Raw genomic sequence first — 25,246 nt, 5'->3', positions numbered from 1 at the left:
TCAGCGATAATTGCGTGACTAGCTGCGCGTATTTTCTGTGTTGTTCTGTTTTTTTAGTCATTAACCTATGATACAAGAATATCGCAGTTAGTTCTTTATTTTGTCCCGTCTTAAGTTGGTAGCCTCTTTTTGATCTTCAATAAGGGTCTTTTCAAATAGAGATAATAGTAAAATAAAATGTTCTGTTTTTAATCCTGTTAAAGCTCTTAACTGTCTATCATCATAAATTCTTGGTAAAATTTCTTTTATTTTCATGTTATACTTTGATTTTTATTTTTTATAGAAATTTATTATAAAGCTTATTTATTATTTTTAATAATTTAATTTAAAGTTTATTTATTAGGCTGTATCAACTGATTGTGAATGTTATCAAGTATATATAAGCAATTGATTTTAATATATTTTATTTAGAAGAACAAGTCTAATATATCATGTTAAAATTCCATAGGATAGCCGCTAAAAAAAGAAAATAAATCTTTTACACCTTCTTTTTTATTTCTAAACTTGTCAACTAGGCATCTATATCTTTTCATTCCACCGATTACATGCTCAACAATGACTCTTTCACGACTCATCTCTTTGTTTTCTTTTTTTTGATTTTCTGTTAATGTTGGGTTTGGATTATGCTTAGATTTATTTGGTTTTTTATGAGGAATATTTACCGAATTAGTTTTATATTCATTATTAAACCCCAAATAACCTAAATCAATAAATATATTAAAATTACTAAACCAATTTAATTCTGGATTAAATTCTTTTTTAAACATTCCATAATCATGATTTTTACCTGGAAAACTAACCCCAATATATAAAATTAAATGACCTAAAGAAGCTATAGTGGTATTTTTAATTGTATGCTGTTTTTTTTACCACTGTAAAATTCATTTTGTTCTTCATAGTCACTAGGGCGTTGTACAGCACGCTCTGTAGCATCTATTATCAATGTTTGAACTCCGCCAAAAGCCTGCTGCATTTCTTCAGGGGTTGAAAAACTTGTTGCAGGTAAAACATTAAATATATCTAACGTCTTTATTAAAATTGGAAATAATTTGTATACATGAGTATGGGCGCATGATTTATTCATATTAAAAGAAAACCCTAAGTGATCGAAAGTAGAATAGCACTTCATATAATTTAATATAAATAATAATTTGTCTGCGGGTGTTTTTAATGTGCTATCTAAACCACTACCGTATTTTCTTTCTTTATTTTCATGTTTTTCTTTTTGATCTTCAATAAGGGTCTTTTCAAATAGAGATAATAGTAAAATAAAATGTTCTGTTTTTAATCCTGTTAAAGCTCTTAACTGTCTATCATCATAAATTCTTGGTAAAATTTCTTTTATTTTCATGTTATACTTTGATTTTTATTTTTTATAGAAATTTATTATAAAGCTTATTTATTATTTTTAATAATTTAATTTAAAGTTTATTTATTAGGCTGTATCAACTGATTGTGAATGTTATCAAGTATATATAAGCAATTTATTTTAATATATTTTATTTAGAAGAACAAGTCTAATAACTTGCTGCAATCCTCCTTTTTCTATTTTAGAAAAAACATGTACCGTTTTTTCTAAATCAAAAGGCATAACATGCTTCCCTAATTTTTCGACTTCATCCAGTCTGGCTTCGGTTGCTTTTTCATTTTTTTCATTTTTTTCATTTTTTTCATTTTTTTCATTTTGTTCATTTGCAACTATGAAAGAAGAATTAAGGATAATAAACGAGCTAAATAGAATTAAATGTAATTTCATAAGTTAATAAAATTGTTTAAGTTTAGAAAAATTAATTTTTGCATAATTCCCCTTAGCTTGTAAACACCCTTGACGTTTAAATTCTGCAATAATTCGACTCGCGGTTTCAGTTCTAATGGCTAATAATGCCCCTATATCTTCTCTACTGGGCAGAAAAAAGAAATCAGTATCATTCTCACCCGCCAGATAAATAAGTAAATTAGCCATCCGCTTTTTTGAATGACCCACGCTGAATTCTGTTATCCATAAATCTGCATCTTGTTGTATTTTTTGCCAACGAGCCATTAAAGGTTTGTAAAGACAAGTAGATTTTTGATCTAAGGCTTTAATATTTTTAATTGGAATCTGACAAAGCGATGCTTTTTGTAAAATGAGGGTATGTTGTTTATAAAAAGTATTATTTAACGCTTCAATTCCAGCAATATCCCCTTGTCGTAATAGGCGTACAATTCGATAACTCCCATCATCTAAATATCGAACTTGTTTGAGTAAACCAGAACGAACCGTGTAAAGATAACGAATAACTTGCTTTTCTTTATATAAAATTTCTTCAGCTTCTAATTCAATAATATTGATAGGTTGCCGTAATAAATAAAAATCACTCTCTTGTAAGTCTGAAAATAGGCTGATAGGACGCATAAGACATTGTTGACAATGATTGACTACTTCTTTATTAGCTTGGTTATTATATTTATTAGGTTTCATTAATCAATAATCGCTATGGTTTTGCACTTAATTGAATGTTTTATTAAAAATAAAATATTTTTTTTAAAAACCAAATAATTAAATCAAAGGTTAAATAACCTAAAGTAATAGGGCTTATAACTTATTAATGGATAGGTTTACCCCTTAAATTTAAATAAATAGTAAGTAAGCAATAATCATACCCTAATTTTAAGTATTTTTTCGTTAGTTTTGTAAATTGATAATTATCAATTAGTTTTTTGCAAATCTACTATAAAGTATAACCGATTGATCCACTATCAATTTAAATTATAAGGGACTCACTTCATGAATAAAAAGCACTTAAAAGTCGTTTCCATTTGTTTGATAACAAGCACAAGCTATTCAAGCTATGCTGAAGAGGCAACCACAACTGCGATACAAGAACTGCCGCCCATGATTGTTGAAGGAAATATTCTAACCCCAGATATTGTAGGAATTAGGCCTGATATGGGCGGAGTCAATGATGCGGCTGCTTTATTAAAACGTGTTCCAGGGGCTAATGTTAATTCTAATGGGCCTTTATCAGGGATTGCTCAATATCGAGGCTTATTTGGTGATCGTGTGAATGTTAATACCGATGGTGCAACCTATAAATCGGCTTGTGCTAATGCGATGGATGCGCCTTTAAGTCATGTGCCGACTTCATTAACCGAGGTCATGAGTATAAAACGAGGGATTGCGTCTGTCAGTAGCGGAATTGAAACCTTAGGCGGTAATATTGTACAACGTTCTCGTCGGGGAGAGTTTTCTGATGATGACGATATTTTATTCATGGGAAAAACAACGAATGGGGTTAATTCGATTAATAGTGCCTATTACAGTAGTCTATTTACCAGCATTGCCAGTAAAAATCATAAATTCCGTTTTGGAGCAAGTCGAGAAGAGGGCGGAAATTATGAGTGGGATGGCGGTGAGAATATTGATACCAGCCATGAAAGAAATGCAGGGGCTTTAGGCTATGGTTATCGTACTGATGATGAAAACCACGAATTTGATTTATCGTATAATTATAACGATACTCATACAACAGGCACGCCCTCTTTACCGATGGATATTGTTTATTCTCGAGGAGGGGTTACTAATTTTAGCTATAAAGGATTATTGGCGGACAAATATACCGTCACCACCGAATTTTCCTATCAAGATATTCAACATAGAATGGATAATTATAGCTTGCGAGGTAAAGTTTCTAAAGCCGCTACTCGCCAATCAAATAATACCGCTAGAGGGTTTGGTTATAAAGCAACGATTGATATTCCCTTGTATGATGGAAGCCTTTTAATAGGGGTAGATGGGGATAATATTGAACACGATGCTAAAATATTGAACCCAAATGTTTCCGCATTCAGTATTAATAATTTTAATGATGTTGAGCGCGACCGTTATGGTATTTTTGCCGAATGGAAAGGTGATTTTACCGAAGACTGGAGCATGGAACTTGGGACACGGGTTAATTGGATTCGGATGGATGCAAATGATATTGGAGGAACAGCAGGGCCTTTTGTTAAAGGAAAAGCGGGGGCAAAGTTAGCGAATAGTTTTAATGCTAAAAAACATGAAAAAGAAGATCTTAATGTTGATGTTGTTGCGGTTTTAACCCATCATTTTAATGATGAATTAGATATTGAAATGGGGTTTGGTCGAAAAACACGCTCACCCTCTTATCAAGAACGTTATCTTTGGCTACCTTTAAATGCAACCGCAGGATTAGCGGATGGGTATAATTATTTAGGTAATATCGAATTAAAACCTGAAGTTTCCTATCAAGCAGAATTAGGCTTTAACTGGCAAACAGACCAAGGTTATATTTTACCCCGCGTATTTTATCGTTATGTCGAAGATTATATTCAAGGAACGCCTACACAAAATACAGCGGCTTTAGCCATGAATTCCAGCACCTTAGAATTTACTAATATAGATGCTTATCTCTATGGCTTTGATGTTGAAGCAGGCTTTCGTTTTTTAGAAGATTGGAAAGTGGATATGATGGTCAGTTATGTTCGAGGAAGACGAGCTGATCGTACGGATAACCTTTATCGTATTGCCCCCTTAAATGGTCGAATCGGCTTATTTTATGATACCAATGAATGGTTAGCGGGGGTTGAACTGATTGGTTATGACGATCAAAACGAGACCGCTAATTTTAATACAGAAGTAGAATCCCCCGGTTATTTTATTTGGAATTTACGCGGACAATATCGCCCTCAATTAGCGGTATTACAAGGGTTACAAGTAGGATTTGGGATTGAAAATTTACTTGATGAATCCTATCGTACCCATCTTAGTGGCTTAAATAGAAATGCCCTTAATGATGGAACAGCAGTAGGTGAGCATTTACCAGGGGCGGGAAGAAATTTTTATGCTACTTTAAGTTATGATTGGTAGTATGTTTTCTTAAATATTAAGGGCGTAAATGGGTAATACTAAAATTTTACAAGTATCAGGAATCAATACTTCGGACAGTTTTAAAAGTAGAGGAAATCTTCAATTCATAGGAAAATGTAGTTTCTAAAGCAACAATTTCCTGAAAAGAAGATTTCCATGCAACTAATAGAAACGATTTTAGAAAAAATGTCTAGTGGTTCTAAACCACCGTTACAATGAGTTATCAGAAAAAACCTATCGTCGATGGTTTAATAAAAAGTTAGATTTTCTTAAATTTAATCAGGTAGGTAATAATGAAATTCTTTCAACGTCGGGACAAAAAATAGCGGCTTTAGAGTGTAGCTTTGTTAACAAAAGTGGTGAAAAGACTTATGGTTTAGCTAAGTTTTGGGATTCTAAACAAAAGTTTACCCATGGCGTGATCGCTAAAGGTTACCATCAAATTGGAAAATTACGTTGTGATGCTAATTTACGTTTACTCTACGAAGGTGAGCAAAAAGAAAAAGGTCGCCATAAATGTTATGACAGTAAGTGGATTGTGGGTGAGACGAGAAAATTAGAATTAGCAGGTAAACAGGGTGGTGTTAAGATTTATACAGCAATCGTTAATTCTGTCTCATTGAAATGTAATATTCGCATCGCTTATTTAGTTAAAACAACGTCACAAGGTACACGTTATGCCTTGTTGTTTTCAACAGATACAGAGATAGATGCAATGACACTTTATAATTATTACAAGGCACGGTTTCAGATTGAATTTCTATTTCGTGATGCTAAACAATTTACAGGACTTTGTGATTGCCAAGCACGTTCTGAACCTGCTTTACACAGCCATTTTAAGGCACGTTTTACTGCGCTAAATTTGATCAAATGGCATGACCGACTTTTAAGTCCTAAACGAAAACCAATTTCAATCGGTAGCTGGAAGACTAGATTTTTCAATGAGTTATTGATTAAACGTATTTTTTCAAACTCTGGGGTAGACCTGAGTTTAATAAAATGCTCTTCTCAATACGAGGAGCTTTGTCGCTTCGGGGTTATCTCGCATTAAAACTGTCCGAAGTGTTGGGGTTTATAAATTTATCCAGCGTCCACATCAACATAACTAAAAAAATACTCGATTTTAATAGCAGTAATGATAGCTGTAATTTGTTTTTTGATTCATCATTGGAGATCTCTTAAAGGCAATGAAAAATAAAATTGAGTTTCGTTATTTTTTTGATTTTTGCAGCCAATTTTCCCACCATGATCTTTGGGGCTTATTTCCCTATCCTTTAATGATTGATTTAGGCTATCAATCCGTAAAATAAAATCTTGAGATACGTGAGTAATTAATTCTACAATTCTATTAGTGGCAATCATTTTTTAGTCCTTAATCAATTTGACAGCATGTGCTAGAAAATAGTTGTAAACTTGCCTGACTTAACATTTCTTTATAAAATTCAGGACTATTTTCAGTGAGTAAACATCCTTTTTCCATAGAAGGATAAATGTCTTGATAGCGTTTAATCGTGGTTTGACTGACACGGCGAAAAATATGAGAACGGTTTAATTCTTCTGTTTGTAATAACCCAGCTGCTCCCATAATCTCAGTCACACTTTTAACGGTTTCTCGTTGAAAATTTGCGACTCGTTGCGCTTTATCGCTAACGACCAAGCCTTTTATTAATGAGGGGTTTTGAGTGGCAACCCCTGTCGGACAAGTGTCGGCATTACAACGCATGGACTGTATACAGCCTAACGATAACATCATGCCTCTCGCACTGTTGCATAAATCCGCGCCTAAACTTAAACGCTTTACAATATGAAAACCTGTAAACACTTTACCCGATGCGATGATTTTAATGTCTTTTTTCAAGTCAAAGCCGATTAAACAATCACTGACAAAAGCGATTGCATCAAAAAGAGGCATTCCTATTGAATTAGAGTATTCAAGCGGTGCGGCTCCTGTTCCGCCCTCGCCGCCATCCACCGTAATAAAATCAGGTTTAATGCCTGTTTCTATCATGGCTTTACACAGCGCGATAAATTCACTTTCTAAACCAATACACAGTTTAAAACCAATAGGTTTTCCATTAGATAAACGGCTTAGCGTTTGTATGAACGTCACTAATTCAATGGGGTTGCTAAAGGCACTATGGGTTGCGGGTGAATTTACTTGTATATAAGGTTCTTTAAGTCCTCTAATTTGTGCAATTTCAGGGGTATTTTTACAGGCGGGCAATACACCGCCATGACCTGGTTTGGCCCCTTGAGAGAGTTTAATCTCAATCATTTTTACACGGCTGTATTGAGCTTTTTCAGCAAATGAGGCTTCATCAAATAAACCCTCTGCATCTCTACACCCAAAATAAGCGGTGCCAATTTGCCAGACTAAATCCCCGCCTTTTTCTAAATGATAAGGACTTAAGCCCCCTCACCTGTGTTGTGATAAAAGCCGCCAATTTTTGCCCCGCCATTTAAGGCGAGAATAGCATTTTTACTTAATGCCCCAAAGCTCATAGCAGAAATATTAAGAATGCTAGCGTGATAGAGTTGGCTGCAATCAGCTCCTCCAATAGTCACGCGTAAATCTTCATTAATATCGCTTAGATTTTTTGCAGCTAAAGAATGTCCAATCCATTCATAGCCGACCCGATAAACATCAAACTTGGTGCCATAAGGGACGGTATCCATTTGTAATTTTGCGCGTTGATAAACGACTGAGCGAAACACACGGCTAATGGGTCTGCCATCAATATCGGATTCAACAAAATATTGTTGAATCATCGGTCTAATTTCTTCCATTAGGGTTCGCATACGACCGAATACGGGGTAATTTCGTAATAAAGAATGCCGTGTTTGGCGCATATCGTAAATACCGAGGGCGATAAACGGCAGAATAAGGATGAAAGCCCATAGTATAACGGGGGAAATTAAGGCTAAAATAAGGGTTAATACAACGCTAATTGAACAGCCGAGAATAAATAGTTTACGCATGGGATAGTTTTTGTTTGTGTATGAAAATAAGGGTGTTTATTAAATTAGTCTAAAATTTAAACAAAACCTTACATATAAAACTATTTATTTATTTTTATAATTTTTTTGTTAGTTTTTGACTTTTACTACGACTAATTGAGGAAACAAACAACTTAGGGAAAAATAATGAAGACTATAAAACAATCGCTTTTAGCGTTAACGACAGGTTTACTTTTAAGCACCCATGTTTCTGCCGCTGAACCCGACTGGAAACCCTATGCTGATTTATTATCCAGTACGGTGAAGCAAGGAACTAAACAAGGGGTTCCTTTAGCTAAGGTGGATTATGCTGCATTAAAGAAGAGTGGGAAACTGGAGGCCGTTTATCAACAGTTATCAGCTTTTCCTCTGTCTAAATTACAAGGAAAGCAGGAAAAATTAGCCTTTTATATCAATACTTACAATATATTGGCCTTAAAAATGGTCGTGGATCATTTCCCCTTAAAGAGTATTAAAGATGTCGGCAGTTTAATCAGCCCTGTCTGGGGAAAAGAGGCTGGAAATATTGGCGGAAAAACAGTTTCTTTGGATGATATAGAAAACAAAATCATTCGCCCAATGGGTGAACCGCGAATTCATTTCGCAATCGTCTGTGCCTCAGTGAGTTGTCCCGATTTATATAATAAACGTATCTACTTTAAATCTCAGGGTAAAGATAAAATTTCTAAAATAGATTTGACAACATATCATAAAAGAACGAACATTTACATACTTTGAATATCCACGACCTACAGGCTGAAACTAACGCCATTTATCAAGAAATCGCTCAAATTGAAAGTAGCGAAGCGCAGGATATTGTCAAAAAAATATTCAATCTTATTGAACGCTTAGCCAGTGATAAATTGTCTTTAGAAACTGAATTACAGCAACTTCGTGACGAGGTTAATCGCTTGAAAGGTGAGCAGGGAAAGCCTGATATCAAACCCAATAAAAATAATAAGAGTGATGATATTTCATCCGAAGACGAACGTAAAAAAGCACAAGTTGACGCGCAAAAAGAAACTAATAACGACACTGAAAATACGGACTCGGATAAGAAAAAACGCCGCCGTAAACCCAAGATCCCACGAGTTAAAATCGACCAAACGCTAAAATGCCTACTCGACAAAACTGGCTTGCCTAGCGACTTAGTATCTAAAGGCTTTGCGGAAGTGGTGATTCAAGACATTGTCATCAAAACCAATAATATTAAGTATCTCCGTGAGATTTTTTATTCACCTTCTGAAAATAAGTATTACCGCGCCCAATTGCCTGAAGGCGTTCGAGGTCAGGGCGAATTTGGTATTGGAATTCGTAGCTTGATTCCCATGCTTAAGATGATGGGCGTGACCGAAAAACCCATGGTCGGTTTTTTTGAAAATATTGGCATTGTGGTGTCGCCGACTTATGTTTCTCAGCAATGGACAGGCGGTTATGACTGGGCGCATCAGGAAAAAAGCGAGCTTTATCGCAGCGGCATTCTCAACAGTGATTATGGACAGATTGATGATACCAGTGCGCGAGTCAATGGTGATAACCACTATTGTCAGGTGGTCTGCAACGACTTGTTTACCGCTTATTTCACCACTAAAAACAAAGACCGTTTATCGGTTCTGGACGTGCTGACCGACTATGCGCCACGCCATTATATCTACAATCAACAAGCTCAATCCTTGCTTGACGAGTTCAAGTTAGCTGATAAAGCGCGGGCAAAAGTTGATGCTCAAATACCTGTCAATACAGTGATGAATGAAGCGCAATTTAAGTTGCACTTAGCGATCTTAAATACGCTTAGGCGTAAGACAGGCAACGCATGTCACCGAAGCTTGCGCCATTGTCTATTATCAGCAACAAACGGATTTTCCTGTTATTGAAACCTTGCTTGCAGACGATGCGCCGCAATTCAAATTACTGACGGAACATTTGGGGTTATGCTGGGTTCACGATGCTCGCCACTACAAAAACTCCGTCCAATTCTGGAAATACATCAGCAAGCATTAGCCGATTTTCGAGGCGACTATTGGGAGTATTATAAGGAGTTGCTTAACTATCAAAAAAATCCCTGCCCCGATAAAAAGGCATGGTTGTTAACGCGATTTGATGAATTGTTTGCAACCACAAGCGATTATGAAGACCTCAATGATCGCATCGCCAAAACACTGGCGAAAAAGACCGAATTATTGCGAGTTTTGGAACTTCCGAAATTACCATTACATAACAATGCAGCCGAACTCGGCGCAAGAAGACAAGCGCGTGCGCGAGACATAAGCTTCCAGACTCGAAATGAGAAAGGCACGAAAATCAAAGACAGTTTTATGAGTCTTGCTGAAACGGCTAAAAAACTAGCCGTGAGTTTTTATGATTATGTTTATGACCGAGTTAGTGGTGAATTCAAAATGCCGTCTATGGCGAATCTTATCGCTCAAAAAGCGCAAAGTTTGCAGGTCTGATATTTGTTTTACCCTGAAATTTAAAGTGGATACTAATAAACCTTATACGGCGGCACAATTAGATAACCGGTTAAATCAACAGGCAAAGGTTTTCTTAAATAATGCTAAAAAAGGCTTGTCTGTAGACGGCAACCAAATTCATGTCTCTAAAATCTTTGACTGGTTTGCAAAAGACTTTAAAGCGGTGGGTGGCATAGAAACGTTTATTCGTACTTACAGAGCGGATTTGCCCAAGTTAGAAATTGAGGCTGATATTGATTACAACTGGAATTTAAACGGCAATACCCCTTAATTTAAGCTTGGAGGATAGAACCATGAAAACATCTCGCATCATTTTATTAATCGTTATTGCTGGATTAATAGGGATATTTTTTGCCTTTGATTTGCAGCAGTATTTAACACTGGCAGCGTTAAAAGATAAGCAAGCCGCCATGTTAGCTTATAATCAAGCCAACCCGATGGTGATGGTTGTCGCATATATGTTAATTTATATTATAACTACCTCACTCTCTTTACCGGGTGCGACGATTTTAACCCTTGCAGGTGGGGGTGTTTTTGGCTTATGGATGGGAACACTGATTGTTTCCTTTGCGTCCACTATCGGTGCAAGTTTAGCCTTTTTAGCCGCACGGTTTTTGTTTAGAGACAGTGTTAAAGATAAGTTTGGCGATCGTTTAAAAACGATTGATGAGGGCATCGCTAAAGAGGGCGCATTTTATTTATTTACTTTACGGTTAGTGCCTATTGTCCCCTTTTTTATGATTAACTTATTGATGGGGTTAACCACCTTAAAAACGCGTACTTTTTATTGGGTCAGTCAATTAGGAATGCTCGCAGGAACGATTGTTTATGTCAATGCAGGCACTCAATTGGCCAAACTGGATTCTTTAGCGGGTATTTTATCCCCTATTTTATTAGGCTCTTTTGTGTTGTTGGGGCTATTCCCTTTGATGGCAAAAAAAGCGATTTATTTTATTGGAAAGAGAAAGTCAAATGTCTAAGTCAGTACAGACAAAAAAATGGAATAAGCCTAAAAAATTTGATACCAATCTTATTGCGATTGGGGCTGGTTCAGGGGGCTTAGTCACGGCTTATATTGCTGCGGCCGTTAAAGCCAAAGTGACTTTAATTGAAAAACATAAAATGGGGGGTGACTGTTTAAATACAGGGTGTGTCCCTTCAAAAGCCTTAATTCGTTCGGCTAAATTTTTATCTCATGTCACCCGCTCGGCAGAATTTGGAATTAAAAAAGTCGACGTTGACTTTGATTTTTCTGAGGTGATGGAACGAGTACAAAATGTCATTAAAAAGGTAGAGCCTCATGATTCTATTGAGCGTTATACTGAATTAGGCGTTGATATAGTGACAGGAACGGCTAAAATTATTTCGCCGTGGGAGGTTGAAGTCACGACTGAAACCGAGGTGAAAACCATTAGCACGCGTTCGATTGTGATTGCAGCAGGCGCACGTCCGTTTGTGCCACCGATTAAAGGCTTAGATAAAGTCGGTTATATGACCTCAGATAATGTCTGGGATATGCGTAAAAAACCTAAACGCTTAGTCGTATTAGGCGGTGGCCCTATTGGTTGTGAATTAGCGCAATCCTTTGCACGTTTAGGCATTGAAGTTACTCAAGTTGAACGGTCGCCACGAATTATGGCGCGTGAAGACAGTGATGTTTCAGAAATAGTTGAAGCTAAATTTCGCAAGGAAGGTATTAACGTTTTAACGAACCATACCGCGAAAGAATTTTTACTCGAAAAAGGTGAAAAAATTCTCATTGCTGAACATGAGGGTAACGACATTCGTATTCCCTTTGATGATGTTTTATTGGCCATTGGACGAGTAGCGAATGTTTCAGGTTATGGTGTTGACGAAATGGGCATCGAATTATCGCCGCGTAAAACCATTGCGATAAATGCCTTTCAAGAAACCAATTACCCCAATATTTATGCCTGTGGTGATGTCGCAGGGCCCTATCAATTTACTCATACTGCGGCGCATCAAGCATGGTATGCAGCGGTTAATGCTTTATTTGGTGGATTTAAAAAATTTAAAACGGATTATTCGGTGATTCCGTGGGCAACGTTTACAGATCCTGAAGTTGCAAGAGTCGGGTTAAATGAACAAGAAGCCAAAGAGCAAGGTATTGCTTATGAAATCAGTCACTATGGTATTGATGAATTAGATAGAGCGATTGCCGATAGTGAAGCACATGGTTTTGTCAAAGTGTTAACCGTCCCAAATAAAGATAAAATTTTAGGGGTTACGATTGTAGGGGAACATTCGGGGGATTTAATCGCTGAGTTTGTCTTGGCAATGAAACATGGTTTAGGCTTGAATAAAGTTTTAGTCACGATTCATATTTATCCAACGATGGCAGAAGCGAATAAATATGTCGCAGGGGTTTGGAAAAAACAACATCAACCTAAAAAACTATTAGAATGGGTAGAAAAATACCATCAATGGAAAAGAGGTTAAGTATGGGTTATAAGGTAAGCATTTTTTTACTGTCTTTAAGTCTTTTTTCGATACAAACTGCTCTAGCCAAAGACGCTAAACAAGTATTAGGTGACTTTAGTAACGGAAATCTATCGGGATGGGAGGAAAAAAGCTTTCAAGGAAAAACACGTTATCAGCTCCAAACAAAGGAAGGGATCACGGTTCTTAAAGCCGATAGCAATAATTCAGCGTCAGGATTATTTAAAGAACAGACGATTAATTTAGATGAAACCCCTGTTTTAAATTGGTCGTGGCGAATTGAAAATAAACTTCAGGGTTTAAATGAACACGAAAAATCAGGCGACGACTATGCGGCGCGAATTTATGTGTTGGTCAAAGGAGGGCTTGCCTTTTGGAATGCAAAAGCCATTAATTATGTGTGGGCAAGTCAGGCCGCTAAAAATACAGTTTGGAAAAATGCCTTTGCAAATGAACAGGTCATGATGATTGCCTTAAAAGATAACAAGGATGCGGTTAATCATTGGGTGCATGAAAAACGTAATGTTCGTACTGATTTTAAAAAAATAATCGGCGCGGATGTTCACACGATTGATGTTATCGCCATCATGAGCGATACCGATAATGGTCATGGACGTGTTGTCGCCCACTACGGTGACATTTGGTTTTCTAAGGATTAACGATGTATGATACAAAACCGCTGTTAATTAATCATAATTTTCCTGATATTTCCCGCGATTCATTAGCGATTTTACAACTTAATTTGGGGTATTTATGTAATTTAAGCTGCACTCATTGTCACGTTAATGCCAGTCCTAAACGAACTGAATTGATGAGCAAAGAAACCATTGATTTAGTTTTCGATTTCGCCCTCAAAAATAATATTCATAGCTTTGATTTAACAGGCGGCGCACCTGAAATGAACCCTGAGTTTCGCTATTTAATTGAACGAGCGAGTGCAGAAGGTATTAAGGTGATCGACCGTTGTAATTTGGTCATTTTAGAAGAAGATGGTTATCAAGATTTAGCCGAGTTTCTTGCCCGTCATAAGGTTGAAATCATCGCCTCGTTACCCTGTTATTTAGAAGATAATGTTGATAAGCAACGCGGCAAAGGAACCTTTAACTACAGCATAAAAGCATTAAAACGCTTAAACACGCTGGGCTATGCGCAACCCGAAAGTGATTTACACTTAAATTTAGTTTTTAATCCTCAAGGCGCGAGCTTACCACCGCCACAACAAAAATTAGAACAACAATATAAGCAACATTTACACGCCCAGTTTGGCATTGTCTTCAATCACTTATTTGCCTTAACCAATCTACCTATTCAGCGTTTTGGTAGTGTCTTAATGAGTCATGGCGAGTTTGAAGGCTATATGCAATTATTAAAAAATAATTATCAGGCGGAGAATTTAGCGGGGTTAATGTGTCGTAATACCTTAAGCATTGATTGGCAAGGTTTTGTTTATGATTGTGATTTTAATCAAATGCTGGACTTACCCTTGGGAGAAAATAATAACAAAACCCATCTCAGCCAATTAAAACAAGACTTAAAACACCACCCCATTAATACGTTGGCACATTGCTATGGCTGTACTGCGGGGCAAGGCAGTAGTTGTGGCGGCTCATTAACAAATTAAACAAAAATAAAGTTCAAAGGAACTCAAAATGACAATAGAAGCAGGCGTATTAGAACGTTACTCAGAAGGCGCGGAAGAAAGACAAGACGATTTATGTTGTCCTGTTGATTACGACAAAAATTTATTAAAACTATTACCACAGGAAATTATAGAAAAAGATTATGGTTGTGGTGACCCCTCACGTTATGTCAAAGCGGGGGATATTGTTTTAGATTTGGGGTCAGGTTCAGGAAAAATATGTTATATGGCGGCTCAATTAGTCGGCGAACACGGTCGAATTATTGGCGTGGATATGAACGATGATATGTTAGCGTTAGCCAATAAATACAAAGGAGAAATGGCAGAAAAAATAGGCTCAGAAAATGTTGACTTTGTTAAAGGTCAAATTCAAGATTTAGCCTTAGATTTAGCCGCATTAGATACTTATTTACATGATAATCCGATTAAAAATTCTGACGATGTAATTCATTTACGTGCGTGGCAAGAACAGCAACGTCAACAATCGCCTTTAATTGCCGATAATTCCGTCGATTTAGTGGTGTCTAATTGCGTATTAAATTTGGTTCACGATAGAGACAAGGAAAAATTAATTCAAGAAATTTTCCGCGTGACTAAAGCAGGTGGCAGAGTGGCGATTTCTGATATTGTCAGCGATGAAGTCGTTCCTGAACATTTAAAACAAGATTTACAGTTATGGAGTGGGTGTATTTCGGGGGCCTTACAAGAGCATGAATTTTTACAAGTCTTTATTGATGCGGGCTTTATTGCTGTCGCTTATGACAAATGGGAGTCTGAGCCGTGGAAAGTGGTTGAGGGGATTGAATTTCGTTCAGTGACGATTACGGCAATTAAACCACAGGATGAGCCGTGTATAGATAAAGGTCATGCGGTTATTTATCGAGGGGCTTTTTCAGAAGTTTATGATGATGAAGGGCATGTTTTTTTACGCGGTCAACGCATGGCGGTTTGCGAACGTAACTTTAATTTATTAACCCGTGGGGTTTATGGGGATGATTTTATTGGTATTGCGCCAGCCGATGAACGCGAAGGGGTTGAGTGGAATTGTGAGACAGGTAAAATAAGGTCTGTGGCCGAAACTAAAGGCAGTCAGCATCAAAATAGTAGTTGTTGTAGTGAGAGCGATTGTTGTTAATTTAGGATTAAATAGGTGGCCTGATTTGGAACAGGCTACCGTGCATTTTCTAATAACCAGAACAACACGTTATCTTAAAAGTGATATTTTTTGTAAGCCTTAAATAATCGTAAAAAAAAATATCACCTCAAAACCAATAGGGCTTTGGACGGTTGACTTCCAATCACACCCATTCGCTAAAGCATTGGCTTGAAACACAACCAACTTACTCCGACCCCTTTGGTTGCGACCCCTTTGGTTGTTACCCCTTTGGTTGTTACCCCTTTGGTTGTTACCCCTTTGGTTGTTACCCCTTTGGTTGTTCGACCCCTTTGGTTGTTAAAAAATTCGGCGAAGCGGCTTTAGTCAGTATTCCCGTGGAATATCATTCACAATTGCAGGGTATTTAGAAAATTTCATTCCCAAATTCTGTTTTATTTATCGACAAGTAGACGCATTATGACATTAGTAATCTCTTATGTCATTTTGATGGTTACTTATTAGACTTGTTCTTCTAAATAAAATATATTAAAATCAATTGCTTATATATACTTGATAACACTCACAATCAGTTGATACAGCCTAATAAATAAACTTTAAATTAAATTATTAAAAATAATAAATAAGCTTTATAATAAATTTCTATAAAAAATAAAAATCAAAGTATAACATGAAAATAAAAGAAATTTTACCAAGAATTTATGATGATAGACAGTTAAGAGCTTTAACAGGATTAAAAACAGAACATTTTATTTTACTATTATCTCTATTTGAAAAGACCCTTATTGAAGATCAAAAAGAAAAACATGAAAATAAAGAAAGAAAATACGGTAGTGGTTTAGATAGCACATTAAAAACACCCGCAGACAAATTATTATTTATATTAAATTATATGAAGTGCTATTCTACTTTCGATCACTTAGGGTTTTCTTTTAATATGAATAAATCATGCGCTCATACTCATGTATACAAATTATTTCCAATTTTAATAAAGACGTTAGATATATTTAATGTTTTACCTGCAACAAGTTTTTCAACCCCTGAAGAAATGCAGCAGGCTTTTGGCGGAGTTCAAACATTGATAATAGATGCTACAGAGCGTGCTGTACAACGCCCTAGTGACTATGAAGAACAAAATGAATTTTACAGTGGTAAAAAAACAGCATACAATTAAAAATACCACTATAGCTTCTTTAGGTCATTTAATTTTATATATTGGGGTTAGTTTTCCGTGTAAAAATCATGATTATGGAATGTTTAAAAAGAATTTAATCCAGAATTAAATTGGTTTAGTAATTTTAATATATTTATTGATTTAGGTTATTTGGGGTTTAATAATGAATATAAAACTAATTCGGTAAATATTCCTCATAAAAAACCAAATAAATCTAAGCATAATCCAAACCCAACATTAACTGAAAAACAAAAAAAAGAAAACAAAGAGATGAGTCGTGAAAGAGTCATTGTTGAGCATGTAATCGGTGGAATGAAAAGATATAGATGCCTAGTTGACAAGTTTAGAAATAAAAAAGAAGGTGTAAAAGATTTATTTTCTTTTTTAGCGGCTATCCTATGGAATTTTAACATGATATATTAACTTCTTCTTAAAGAACAAGTCTATTGACATAAGGTATTTTTTAATCTACTTTGAACACTAAAACATACCTTTACAATTTCAAGATTTATCCATGCAAACTAATATTCAGGATTTTGTTTCAGGAGCTTACGAGCAACAATATCAATATAAAAGCTTCTTACCTCAAAAAATAAATACTCAATGGATCCTATCGGATCCTGAAATTTTAACGCTAATGGAAAAAGCAAATAGGCTCTTAGGAGAGTTAAATGCTTTTTCTCAACTGATTCCTGATGTAGATTTTTTTATACGAATGCACATCACTAAAGAGGCAACCACATCTAGTCGAATTGAAGGTACTCAAACTAACATGGAAGAAGCCTTATTTGAAGAGCAAGATATTAGACTTGTTCTTCTAAATAAAATATATTAAAATCAATTGCTTATATATACTTGATAACATTCACAATCAGTTGATACAGCCTAATAAATAAACTTTAAATTAAATTATTAAAAATAATAAATAAGCTTTATAATAAATTTCTATAAAAAATAAAAATCAAAGTATAACATGAAAATAAAAGAAATTTTACCAAGAATTTATGATGATAGACAGTTAAGAGCTTTAACAGGATTAAAAACAGAACATTTTATTTTACTATTATCTCTATTTGAAAAGACCCTTATTGAAGATCAAAAAGAAAAACATGAAAATAAAGAAAGAAAATACGGTAGTGGTTTAGATAGCACATTAAAAACACCCGCAGACAAATTATTATTTATATTAAATTATATGAAGTGTTATTCTACTTTCGATCACTTAGGGTTTTCTTTTAATATGAATAAATCATGCGCTCATACTCATGTATACAAATTATTTCCAATTTTAATAAAGACGTTAGATATATTTAATGTTTTACCTGCAACAAGTTTTTCAACCCCTGAAGAAATGCAGCAGGCTTTTGGCGGAGTTCAAACATTGATAATAGATGCTACAGAGCGTGCTGTACAACGCCCTAGTGACTATGAAGAACAAAATGAATTTTACAGTGGTAAAAAAAACAGCATACAATTAAAAATACCACTATAGCTTCTTTAGGTCATTTAATTTTATATATTGGGGTTAGTTTTCCAGGTAAAAATCATGATTATGGAATGTTTAAAAAAGAATTTAATCCAGAATTAAATTGGTTTAGTAATTTTAATATATTTATTGATTTAGGTTATTTGGGGTTTAATAATGAATATAAAACTAATTCGGTAAATATTCCTCATAAAAAACCAAATAAATCTAAGCATAATCCAAACCCAACATTAACTGAAAAACAAAAAAAAGAAAACAAAGAGATGAGTCGTGAAAGAGTCATTGTTGAGCATGTAATCGGTGGAATGAAAAGATATAGATGTCTAGTTGACAAGTTTAGAAATAAAAAAGAAGGTGTAAAAGATTTATTTTCTTTTTTAGCGGCTATCCTATGGAATTTTAACATGATATATTAACTTCTTCTTAAAGAACAAGTCTATTAACCCAGAAAATCGTAATGATTGGCAGGAAGTCCAAAATTATATAAAGGCAATTAATTATGCCATGACTAGAATGGAAACCTTGCCTTTATCTAATAGACTATTTAAGGAAACACACAAAACGCTTATGCAAGGGGTAAGAGGAAAATTTAAACTTCCTGGTGAATATAGAACAAGTCAAAATTGGATTGGTTTGAGTCTAAAAAACGCAACCTTCGTTCCCCCTTATCATGAGCATATTGTTGATTTAATGTCAGATTTAGAGCAATTTATTCACAATGATGAAATTCATGTTCCCCACTTAATTAAAATTGCAATTATTCACTATCAATTTGAAACGATTCATCCTTTTTTAGATGGTAATGGGCGTTTAGGTCGGTTGTTAATTGTTTTATATTTAGTAGAAACTCAGTTAATCAGCAAACCAGCACTTTATTTATCAGATTTTTTTGAACGACATAAAGTTGATTATTATGATCGTTTAATGGCAGTTAGAACCCATAACCAATTAACAGAATGGATTAAATTTTTTATGTTTGGTTTATCTGAAACAGCGGAAAAATCTATTAATGTTTTTAAAGGTATCCTTATACTTAAAGAAAAGCTAGAAAGAAAAATATTGCCTACATTTCATGTTAAAAGACAAGAAAATGTTCAGAAATTAATGGCACATTTATACAAGCAACCTGTGATTAATATAAAATCTATTGCTAAATTACTTAGCATTCAAACAAATACAGCTAATAAATTAGTATTGGATTTTTCTAATCTTGGTATTTTAAGAGAGCTCACAGGGAAAAAGCGCAATAAGCTATATATTTTTAATGATTATGTGAAGTTGTTTATTGAATAAGTTTATAACTCATAAACGAAGAGGTCAGTGAAAAGGGCTACCAACTTAAGGCGAGACAGCTTTAAAGTTTCAAAGCTTGCAAAATTAGTAAAGTCAATAATCGCTCCAGACGCTTAATTTTACGGGTGTTTCTTATGAAAGTTTGATTATTTTATATTTGCGTGATTGTATGAATCAACATTGTAAAGTTGAGATTAGCTTTAATTAATGAGTGACAAGTGGGCGCAGATCTTTGATATTTTGAAAACCTCAAAGGTTTTTTATCGGTTTGGTATTTGATTGAAGTGACCATGTGGTTATAAAACCAAGTTACTCCGACCCCTTTGATTCCAGAAATTAATGGCACATTTATACAAGCAACCTGTGATTAATATAAAATCTATTGCTAAATTACTTAGCATTCAAACAAATACAGCTAATAAATTAGTATTGGATTTTTCTAATCTTGGTATTTTAAGAGAGCTCACAGGGAAAAAGCGCAATAAGCTATATATTTTTAATGATTATGTGAAGTTGTTTATTAGACTTGTTCTTTAAGAAGAAGTTAATATATCATGTTAAAATTCCATAGGATAGCCGCTAAAAAAGAAAATAAATCTTTTACACCTTCTTTTTTATTTCTAAACTTGTCAACTAGGCATCTATATCTTTTCATTCCACCGATTACATGCTCAACAATGACTCTTTCACGACTCATCTCTTTGTTTTCTTTTTTTTGATTTTCAGTTAATGTTGGGTTTGGATTATGCTTAGATTTATTTGGTTTTTTATGAGGAATATTTACCGAATTAGTTTTATATTCATTATTAAACCCCAAATAACCTAAATCAATAAATATATTAAAATTACTAAACCAATTTAATTCTGGATTAAATTCTTTTTAAACATTCCATAATCATGATTTTTACCTGGAAAACTAACCCCAATATATAAAATTAAATGACCTAAAGAAGCTATAGTGGTATTTTTAATTGTATGCTGTTTTTTTTACCACTGTAAAATTCATTTTGTTCTTCATAGTCACTAGGGCGTTGTACAGCACGCTCTGTAGCATCTATTATCAATGTTTGAATTCCGCCAAAAGCCTGCTGCATTTCTTCAGGGGTTGAAAAACTTGTTGCAGGTAAAACATTAAATATATCTAACGTCTTTATTAAAATTGGAAATAATTTGTATACATGAGTATGGGCGCATGATTTATTCATATTAAAAGAAAACCCTAAGTGATCGAAAGTAGAATAACACTTCATATAATTTAATATAAATAATAATTTGTCTGCGGGTGTTTTTAATGTGCTATCTAAACCACTACCGTATTTTCTTTCTTTATTTTCATGTTTTTCTTTTTGATCTTCAATAAGGGTCTTTTCAAATAGAGATAATAGTAAAATAAAATGTTCTGTTTTTAATCCTGTTAAAGCTCTTAACTGTCTATCATCATAAATTCTTGGTAAAATTTCTTTTATTTTCATGTTATACTTTGATTTTTATTTTTTATAGAAATTTATTATAAAGCTTATTTATTATTTTTAATAATTTAATTTAAAGTTTATTTATTAGGCTGTATCAACTGATTGTGAGTGTTATCAAGTATATATAAGCAATTGATTTTAATATATTTTATTTAGAAGAACAAGTCTATTGAATAAGTTTATAACTCATAAACGAAGAGGTCAGTGAAAAGGGCTACCAACTTAAGGCGAGACAGCTTTAAAGTTTCAAAGCTTGCAAAATTAGTAAAGTCAATAATCGCTCCAGACGCTTAATTTTACGGGTGTTTCTTATGAAAGTTTGATTATTTTATATTTGCGTGATTGTATGAATCAACATTGTAAAGTTGAGATTAGCTTTAATTAATGAGTGACAAGTGGGCGCAGATCTTTGATATTTTGAAAACCTCAAAGGTTTTTTATCGGTTTGGTATTTGATTGAAGTGACCATGTGGTTATAAAACCAAGTTACTCCGACCCCTTTGATTCTCCGACCCCTTTGATTACCAAACCAAGTTACTCCGACCCCTTTGATTCGCGACCCCTTTGATTCGGATTCGACCCCTTTGATTCGGATTCGACCCCTTTGATTCGGATTCGACCCCTTTGATTCGGATTCGACCCCTTTGATTCGACCCCTTTGATTCGACCCCTTTGATTCGACCCCTTTGATTCGACCCCTTTGATTCGACCCCTTTGATTCGACCCCTTTGATTCGACCCCTTTGATTCGACCCCTTTGATTCGACCCCTTTGATTCGACCCCTTTGATTCGACCCCTTTGATTCGACCCCTTTGATTCGACCCCTTTGATTACCCCTTTGATTCGGCACGGTGTTTTCATCGTGTCCATCAATATTATAGCTTTATATGAAACGTTAACGTGGGGTTTCCCGTATTACGCAAGTTCCATACGGGCTACACATCAAATTTTTAAGCGGTATTTCTTGTATTTCATACGGACTACTTGCTACTGACGCGGATTCCCGCGTAACAAATTGGCACACGTTCAATTGGACGCGAGCGAATCGTTATGTGCGTAAACTTCAAGCGCGTATCGTGAAGGCAGTTAAACAGGGTAAGTGGCGGCGGGTGAAAAACTTGCAACGCTTGCTCAATCACTCTGTAAGTGGTCGCCTGCTTGCTGTCAGGTGAGTGACAGAAAATCAAGGCAAGAAAACCGCAGGGGTGTAATTTAATTAACTGACCTCTTTATTTCCTTAGCTGATAACCTGCTTCAACGACATTATTATACTTAACCACCACTAAATTCGAGTCTTGCACAATGATGCTACTTTAATGGCTATAAAAAGGTAGTGATAAGCTATTAAAAAATCATGCAAAAAATCTTTGAAAATTGCGTTAATCCTTAGAGGAATTAAGCGTTTAATATTCAACTATTTTTTAACTATAAAAAATAGTTCAATACTATAAAAAGGTAGCGTTTAAACGGTAAAAAGGTAGTCATAAAACGATAAAAAGGTAGTCATATCCCCTCTGTAACCCTTTAAAATAAAGCCTTTCAAAAGTCTAAAAAACTAAAAAAGAAGCTCTATTATAAGTAAACAGGGATACCAACTTAAGGCGGGACAGCAGTAAATACAACTACTGCGGAGACATTAGATTTCATTGAGCTACGATGTTAAAAGTGTCCCGTCTTAAACTGGTAGCCAACATTACTAAACAAAAACGGGAAGCCAAGTTTAATCTCGACTTCCCGTTTTAGTGATACGCTCGCTAAAAAAATTAACCGCCGAAATCGTCCAACATAATATGGTCGTCTTCAACGCCTAAATCTTTCAGCATTTTTATTACCGCACTGTTCATCATTGGAGGCCCACACATGTAGAACTCACAATCTTCAGGGGCAGGATGATTTTTCAAATACTCTTCCAAAATCACGTTGTGAATAAAACCCGTGTAACCATCCCAATTGTCATCTGCCATTGGGTCTGACAAGGCACAATGCCATTCAAAATTGTCATTCTCTTTGGCTAACATGTCAAAATCTTCAACATAAAACATTTCACGTTTACTACGTGCGCCATACCAAAATGACATTTTACGTTTTGATTTTAACCGTCTCATTTGGTCAAAAAGATGGGAACGCATCGGTGCCATTCCTGCTCCACCACCAATAAAGACCATTTCATTATCAGTGTCTTTGGCATAAAACTCACCATAAGGCCCTGAAACCATCACTTTATCACCTTCTTTTAAATTAAAGATAAACGATGACATGATACCAGGAGGCACTGAATCAGCCGCACCAGGAGGTGGTGTGGCAATCCGTACATTCAACATGATTTCTTTTTCTTCAGGATAAGAAGCCATTGAATACGCACGCAAGGTATCTTCTTTTACATCCGAGACATAACGCCAAATGTTAAATTTATCCCAATCTTCATGGAATTCTTTAGCAACATCCATATCGGCATATTTCGAGACATGGGGTGGACATTCAATTTGAATATATCCCCCAGCACGATAATTAATCGCTTCACCGTCAGGTAAAGTTAAGACTAATTCTTTAATAAATGTCGCTACGTTGTCATTCGATTTAACGGTACATTCCCATTTTTTAACCCCGAAAACACTGTCTTCGACTTCAATGTTCATGTCATGTTTAACCGTGACTTGACAACAAAGACGCTCACCTTCGGCAGCTTCTCTTTTGGTTATGTGAGATAATTCCGTTGGTAAAATTTCACCACCGCCTGAATTAACTTTAACTTTACATTGCCCACACGTCCCGCCACCACCACAGGCAGAGGGAATAAATAATTCATTATCGGCTAATGCAGTTAGTAATTTAGAACCTGCGGGAACACGAATAGTCTTCTCATCATTGACAAGAATCTCGATGTCACCCGAAGCCACTAATTTACTTTTCGCGCCGATAATAATAAAGACCAGTGCAATTACGATCACCGTAAAAAACACCACGCCTAATAAAATTTCAAGCATTATGATACCTTTTTAAAGTTGAATGCCAGAGAATGCCATAAATCCTAATGACATTAATCCTGCACTGATGAAAGTAATTCCTAAGCCTTGTAGACCTGCTGGAATATCGCTGTATTTTAATTTCTCACGTACACCCGCCATCACTGTGATCGCTAATGCCCAACCAAAGCCACTGCCTACCCCGTAAACAATACTTTCGCCAAAATCATAATCCCGTTCAATCATGAATAAACTGCCGCCTAAAATCGCGCAGTTTACGGTGATAAGGGGTAAAAATACCCCTAACGCATGATACAAAGCAGGAAAAAATTTATCTAAAATCATTTCCAAAATCTGTACTAAGGCCGCAATCATGCCAATACAACTTAATAGGGCTAGGAAGCTTAAATCAACCCCTGTAATCCCCATCCATGCCAGTGCATCTTCTTTTAATAACAAATGATAAATCAGGTTATTCGCTGGGACGGTAATCATTTGTACTACCATCACCGCAATACCTAACCCCATTGCGGTTGAAATTTTCTTCGAGACCGCAAGGAAGGTACACATTCCTAAGAAAAAAGCTAAGGCTAAGTTTTCAACAAAAACCGCTTTAATAAATAAACTAATATAAGCTTCCATTAGTGATGCCCTCCTTCACCGTGTGAAATGTCCAAAATCTTAAAATCTTGGTCTTCAACTTGGTCAGGTTTCCATTGACGAACCACCCAAATAAGAATACCTATAATAAAGAAAGCACTTGGCGGTAATAACATTAAACCATTAGGTTCATACCAGCCGCCATCTTTGATTAATGGAAAAATTTCAATGCCTAATAATTTTCCAGAGCCTAATAATTCTCTGAAAAAAGCGACGATAATTAAAATTAAACTGTAGCCTAAGCCATTCCCAATGCCATCCATGAAACTTGCCATCGGTGGATTTTTCATCGCATAAGCTTCTGCACGTCCCATGACGATACAGTTAGTAATAATCAAGCCGACAAAAACCGATAATTGTTTACTCACATCGTAAGCAAAGGCTTTTAACAGTTGATCGACCACAATCACTAATGACGCAATAATGGTCATTTGTACAATAATCCGAATACTACTGGGAATATGATTACGAATCGAACTAATCGCCGCACTTGAACAGGCGGTTACCACTGTTAATGCCACCGCCATAATCAATGAGGTTGACATTTGTGAGGTCACGGCTAATGCCGAACAAATCCCTAAGACTTGTAACGTAATCGGGTTATTATTGACTAAGGGGTCGGTTAATACTTTTTTTGTTTCATTATCCAT

General features: G+C 35.3%; 29 protein-coding genes and 1 pseudogene. 18 read left to right on the top strand and 12 right to left on the bottom strand.

The genetic code is table 11. The annotated features are described in order from the left end of the window. Window positions 1-87: 87 nt before the first annotated feature. From Q9M50_07200 to Q9M50_07180, 5 genes are all read right to left on the bottom strand, one after another. On the bottom strand, window positions 88-255 hold the full coding sequence (locus tag Q9M50_07200; GenBank protein ID MDQ7090417.1) for a hypothetical protein: 168 nt from the start codon (window positions 253-255) through the stop codon (window positions 88-90). 179 nt (window positions 256-434) lie between these two features. Beyond that, on the bottom strand, window positions 435-806 hold the full coding sequence (locus tag Q9M50_07195; protein ID MDQ7090416.1) for a transposase family protein: 372 nt from the start codon (window positions 804-806) through the stop codon (window positions 435-437). Window positions 807-832: 26 nt separating this feature from the next. Next, window positions 833-1,351, bottom strand: coding sequence for a transposase family protein (locus Q9M50_07190; protein ID MDQ7090415.1), 519 nt, complete (start codon window positions 1,349-1,351; stop codon window positions 833-835). Between the two features lie 138 nt (window positions 1,352-1,489). After that, complete coding sequence (locus Q9M50_07185; protein ID MDQ7090414.1) at window positions 1,490-1,756, bottom strand: hypothetical protein; 267 nt, start codon at window positions 1,754-1,756, stop codon at window positions 1,490-1,492. Window positions 1,757-1,759: 3 nt separating this feature from the next. Continuing rightward, window positions 1,760-2,461 carry a Crp/Fnr family transcriptional regulator gene (locus tag Q9M50_07180; GenBank protein ID MDQ7090413.1) on the bottom strand — a complete coding sequence of 234 codons (702 nt, stop codon included), beginning with the start codon at window positions 2,459-2,461 and terminating at the stop codon, window positions 1,760-1,762. 306 nt (window positions 2,462-2,767) lie between these two features. On the opposite strand from Q9M50_07180, the gene Q9M50_07175 reads away from it, so the two are divergent. Next, a complete protein-coding gene (locus tag Q9M50_07175) occupies window positions 2,768-4,867 on the top strand; it encodes a TonB-dependent receptor (GenBank protein ID MDQ7090412.1) in 2,100 nt (699 codons plus the stop codon). A 193-nt stretch (window positions 4,868-5,060) separates the two neighbouring features. After that, entirely contained in the window at window positions 5,061-5,918 is an 858-nt protein-coding gene (locus tag Q9M50_07170; GenBank protein MDQ7090411.1) for a transposase, read from the top strand. A 113-nt stretch (window positions 5,919-6,031) separates the two neighbouring features. On the opposite strand, the gene Q9M50_07165 is transcribed toward Q9M50_07170, so the two are convergent. Next, a complete protein-coding gene (locus tag Q9M50_07165; GenBank protein MDQ7090410.1) occupies window positions 6,032-6,229 on the bottom strand; it encodes a hypothetical protein in 198 nt (65 codons plus the stop codon). A 10-nt stretch (window positions 6,230-6,239) separates the two neighbouring features. Next, window positions 6,240-7,543, bottom strand: a pseudogene (locus Q9M50_07160) (FMN-binding glutamate synthase family protein). A 468-nt stretch (window positions 7,544-8,011) separates the two neighbouring features. Between Q9M50_07160 and Q9M50_07155 the strand changes: the two are divergent. From Q9M50_07155 to Q9M50_07085, 15 genes are all read left to right on the top strand, one after another. Further along, window positions 8,012-8,602 carry a DUF547 domain-containing protein gene (locus tag Q9M50_07155; protein MDQ7090409.1) on the top strand — a complete coding sequence of 197 codons (591 nt, stop codon included), beginning with the start codon at window positions 8,012-8,014 and terminating at the stop codon, window positions 8,600-8,602. Then, entirely contained in the window at window positions 8,599-9,738 is a 1,140-nt protein-coding gene (locus tag Q9M50_07150; protein ID MDQ7090408.1) for a hypothetical protein, read from the top strand. The genes Q9M50_07155 and Q9M50_07150 overlap by 4 nt, the downstream gene beginning before the upstream one ends. A gap of 57 nt (window positions 9,739-9,795) precedes the next feature. Next, window positions 9,796-10,314 carry a hypothetical protein gene (locus tag Q9M50_07145; protein ID MDQ7090407.1) on the top strand — a complete coding sequence of 173 codons (519 nt, stop codon included), beginning with the start codon at window positions 9,796-9,798 and terminating at the stop codon, window positions 10,312-10,314. 25 nt (window positions 10,315-10,339) lie between these two features. Beyond that, the gene (locus Q9M50_07140; GenBank protein MDQ7090406.1) at window positions 10,340-10,606 is read left to right on the top strand and encodes a hypothetical protein; all 267 of its coding nucleotides are present in this window, start codon (window positions 10,340-10,342) and stop codon (window positions 10,604-10,606) included. 22 nt (window positions 10,607-10,628) lie between these two features. Continuing rightward, complete coding sequence (locus tag Q9M50_07135; GenBank protein ID MDQ7090405.1) at window positions 10,629-11,315, top strand: TVP38/TMEM64 family protein; 687 nt, start codon at window positions 10,629-10,631, stop codon at window positions 11,313-11,315. Next, window positions 11,308-12,795: a dihydrolipoyl dehydrogenase gene (gene lpdA / locus Q9M50_07130; GenBank protein ID MDQ7090404.1), complete on the top strand. Its 1,488-nt coding sequence runs from the start codon at window positions 11,308-11,310 to the stop codon at window positions 12,793-12,795. The genes Q9M50_07135 and lpdA overlap by 8 nt, the downstream gene beginning before the upstream one ends. Beyond that, the gene (locus tag Q9M50_07125; GenBank protein ID MDQ7090403.1) at window positions 12,780-13,454 is read left to right on the top strand and encodes a DUF3047 domain-containing protein; all 675 of its coding nucleotides are present in this window, start codon (window positions 12,780-12,782) and stop codon (window positions 13,452-13,454) included. Before lpdA ends, Q9M50_07125 begins: the two co-directional genes overlap by 16 nt. A gap of 2 nt (window positions 13,455-13,456) precedes the next feature. After that, window positions 13,457-14,416 carry an arsenosugar biosynthesis radical SAM protein ArsS gene (gene arsS / locus Q9M50_07120; GenBank protein MDQ7090402.1) on the top strand — a complete coding sequence of 320 codons (960 nt, stop codon included), beginning with the start codon at window positions 13,457-13,459 and terminating at the stop codon, window positions 14,414-14,416. A 28-nt stretch (window positions 14,417-14,444) separates the two neighbouring features. Next, on the top strand, window positions 14,445-15,569 hold the full coding sequence (locus tag Q9M50_07115) for a methyltransferase domain-containing protein (protein MDQ7090401.1): 1,125 nt from the start codon (window positions 14,445-14,447) through the stop codon (window positions 15,567-15,569). A gap of 649 nt (window positions 15,570-16,218) precedes the next feature. Beyond that, complete coding sequence (locus Q9M50_07110) at window positions 16,219-16,722, top strand: transposase family protein (protein ID MDQ7090400.1); 504 nt, start codon at window positions 16,219-16,221, stop codon at window positions 16,720-16,722. 150 nt (window positions 16,723-16,872) lie between these two features. Continuing rightward, window positions 16,873-17,145: a transposase family protein gene (locus Q9M50_07105; GenBank protein MDQ7090399.1), complete on the top strand. Its 273-nt coding sequence runs from the start codon at window positions 16,873-16,875 to the stop codon at window positions 17,143-17,145. A 91-nt stretch (window positions 17,146-17,236) separates the two neighbouring features. Continuing rightward, window positions 17,237-17,557 carry a Fic/DOC family N-terminal domain-containing protein gene (locus Q9M50_07100; protein MDQ7090398.1) on the top strand — a complete coding sequence of 107 codons (321 nt, stop codon included), beginning with the start codon at window positions 17,237-17,239 and terminating at the stop codon, window positions 17,555-17,557. 138 nt (window positions 17,558-17,695) lie between these two features. After that, window positions 17,696-18,214 carry a transposase family protein gene (locus Q9M50_07095; GenBank protein ID MDQ7090397.1) on the top strand — a complete coding sequence of 173 codons (519 nt, stop codon included), beginning with the start codon at window positions 17,696-17,698 and terminating at the stop codon, window positions 18,212-18,214. A 26-nt stretch (window positions 18,215-18,240) separates the two neighbouring features. Then, the gene (locus Q9M50_07090; GenBank protein ID MDQ7090396.1) at window positions 18,241-18,624 is read left to right on the top strand and encodes a transposase family protein; all 384 of its coding nucleotides are present in this window, start codon (window positions 18,241-18,243) and stop codon (window positions 18,622-18,624) included. Between the two features lie 88 nt (window positions 18,625-18,712). Continuing rightward, complete coding sequence (locus Q9M50_07085) at window positions 18,713-19,501, top strand: Fic family protein (protein MDQ7090395.1); 789 nt, start codon at window positions 18,713-18,715, stop codon at window positions 19,499-19,501. A gap of 544 nt (window positions 19,502-20,045) precedes the next feature. Here Q9M50_07085 and Q9M50_07080 read toward each other — a convergent pair. Together Q9M50_07080 and Q9M50_07075 are read right to left on the bottom strand one after the other, a co-directional pair. Next, entirely contained in the window at window positions 20,046-20,318 is a 273-nt protein-coding gene (locus tag Q9M50_07080) for a transposase family protein (GenBank protein ID MDQ7090394.1), read from the bottom strand. 136 nt (window positions 20,319-20,454) lie between these two features. Beyond that, a complete protein-coding gene (locus Q9M50_07075; GenBank protein ID MDQ7090393.1) occupies window positions 20,455-20,973 on the bottom strand; it encodes a transposase family protein in 519 nt (172 codons plus the stop codon). A 968-nt stretch (window positions 20,974-21,941) separates the two neighbouring features. Here Q9M50_07075 and Q9M50_07070 point away from each other — a divergent pair. Continuing rightward, window positions 21,942-22,145, top strand: a complete 204-nt coding sequence (locus Q9M50_07070; GenBank protein MDQ7090392.1) for a reverse transcriptase N-terminal domain-containing protein — start codon at window positions 21,942-21,944, stop codon at window positions 22,143-22,145. Window positions 22,146-22,736: 591 nt separating this feature from the next. Here the strand turns inward: Q9M50_07070 and nqrF are convergent. The 3 genes from nqrF to Q9M50_07055 are packed head-to-tail and all read right to left on the bottom strand — an operon-like array spanning window position 22,737 to window position 25,246. Further along, window positions 22,737-23,957, bottom strand: coding sequence for an NADH:ubiquinone reductase (Na(+)-transporting) subunit F (nqrF, locus tag Q9M50_07065; GenBank protein ID MDQ7090391.1), 1,221 nt, complete (start codon window positions 23,955-23,957; stop codon window positions 22,737-22,739). Between the two features lie 12 nt (window positions 23,958-23,969). After that, window positions 23,970-24,578: an NADH:ubiquinone reductase (Na(+)-transporting) subunit E gene (nqrE, locus tag Q9M50_07060; GenBank protein ID MDQ7090390.1), complete on the bottom strand. Its 609-nt coding sequence runs from the start codon at window positions 24,576-24,578 to the stop codon at window positions 23,970-23,972. Then, the gene (locus tag Q9M50_07055) at window positions 24,578-25,246 is read right to left on the bottom strand and encodes an NADH:ubiquinone reductase (Na(+)-transporting) subunit D (GenBank protein ID MDQ7090389.1); all 669 of its coding nucleotides are present in this window, start codon (window positions 25,244-25,246) and stop codon (window positions 24,578-24,580) included. The genes nqrE and Q9M50_07055 overlap by 1 nt, the downstream gene beginning before the upstream one ends.

Source organism: Methylococcales bacterium (assembly GCA_030949405.1).
Classification (GTDB): Bacteria; Pseudomonadota; Gammaproteobacteria; order Methylococcales; family Methylomonadaceae; genus WTBX01.
The sequence above is the reverse complement of the archived record's forward strand: the minus strand, read 5'-3'. Positions and strand labels throughout refer to the sequence as shown.

Excerpts from the sequence above, each read along its gene's own strand:
- Q9M50_07200 (MDQ7090417.1), bottom strand. The coding sequence starts at position 255 with ATGAAAATAAAAGAAATTTTACCAAGAATTTATGATGATAGACAGTTA.
- Q9M50_07190 (MDQ7090415.1), bottom strand. The coding sequence starts at position 1,351 with ATGAAAATAAAAGAAATTTTACCAAGAATTTATGATGATAGACAGTTA.
- Q9M50_07185 (MDQ7090414.1), bottom strand. The coding sequence starts at position 1,756 with ATGAAATTACATTTAATTCTATTTAGCTCGTTTATTATCCTTAATTCT.
- Q9M50_07180 (MDQ7090413.1), bottom strand. The coding sequence starts at position 2,461 with ATGAAACCTAATAAATATAATAACCAAGCTAATAAAGAAGTAGTCAAT.
- Q9M50_07175 (MDQ7090412.1), top strand. The coding sequence starts at position 2,768 with ATGAATAAAAAGCACTTAAAAGTCGTTTCCATTTGTTTGATAACAAGC.
- Q9M50_07165 (MDQ7090410.1), bottom strand. The coding sequence starts at position 6,229 with ATGATTGCCACTAATAGAATTGTAGAATTAATTACTCACGTATCTCAA.
- Q9M50_07155 (MDQ7090409.1), top strand. The coding sequence starts at position 8,012 with ATGAAGACTATAAAACAATCGCTTTTAGCGTTAACGACAGGTTTACTT.
- Q9M50_07145 (MDQ7090407.1), top strand. The coding sequence starts at position 9,796 with ATGCTGGGTTCACGATGCTCGCCACTACAAAAACTCCGTCCAATTCTG.
- Q9M50_07135 (MDQ7090405.1), top strand. The coding sequence starts at position 10,629 with ATGAAAACATCTCGCATCATTTTATTAATCGTTATTGCTGGATTAATA.
- lpdA (MDQ7090404.1), top strand. The coding sequence starts at position 11,308 with ATGTCTAAGTCAGTACAGACAAAAAAATGGAATAAGCCTAAAAAATTT.
- Q9M50_07125 (MDQ7090403.1), top strand. The coding sequence starts at position 12,780 with ATGGAAAAGAGGTTAAGTATGGGTTATAAGGTAAGCATTTTTTTACTG.
- arsS (MDQ7090402.1), top strand. The coding sequence starts at position 13,457 with ATGTATGATACAAAACCGCTGTTAATTAATCATAATTTTCCTGATATT.
- Q9M50_07115 (MDQ7090401.1), top strand. The coding sequence starts at position 14,445 with ATGACAATAGAAGCAGGCGTATTAGAACGTTACTCAGAAGGCGCGGAA.
- Q9M50_07110 (MDQ7090400.1), top strand. The coding sequence starts at position 16,219 with ATGAAAATAAAAGAAATTTTACCAAGAATTTATGATGATAGACAGTTA.
- Q9M50_07100 (MDQ7090398.1), top strand. The coding sequence starts at position 17,237 with ATGCAAACTAATATTCAGGATTTTGTTTCAGGAGCTTACGAGCAACAA.
- Q9M50_07095 (MDQ7090397.1), top strand. The coding sequence starts at position 17,696 with ATGAAAATAAAAGAAATTTTACCAAGAATTTATGATGATAGACAGTTA.
- Q9M50_07085 (MDQ7090395.1), top strand. The coding sequence starts at position 18,713 with ATGACTAGAATGGAAACCTTGCCTTTATCTAATAGACTATTTAAGGAA.
- Q9M50_07075 (MDQ7090393.1), bottom strand. The coding sequence starts at position 20,973 with ATGAAAATAAAAGAAATTTTACCAAGAATTTATGATGATAGACAGTTA.
- nqrF (MDQ7090391.1), bottom strand. The coding sequence starts at position 23,957 with ATGCTTGAAATTTTATTAGGCGTGGTGTTTTTTACGGTGATCGTAATT.
- nqrE (MDQ7090390.1), bottom strand. The coding sequence starts at position 24,578 with ATGGAAGCTTATATTAGTTTATTTATTAAAGCGGTTTTTGTTGAAAAC.
- Q9M50_07055 (MDQ7090389.1), bottom strand. The coding sequence starts at position 25,246 with ATGGATAATGAAACAAAAAAAGTATTAACCGACCCCTTAGTCAATAAT.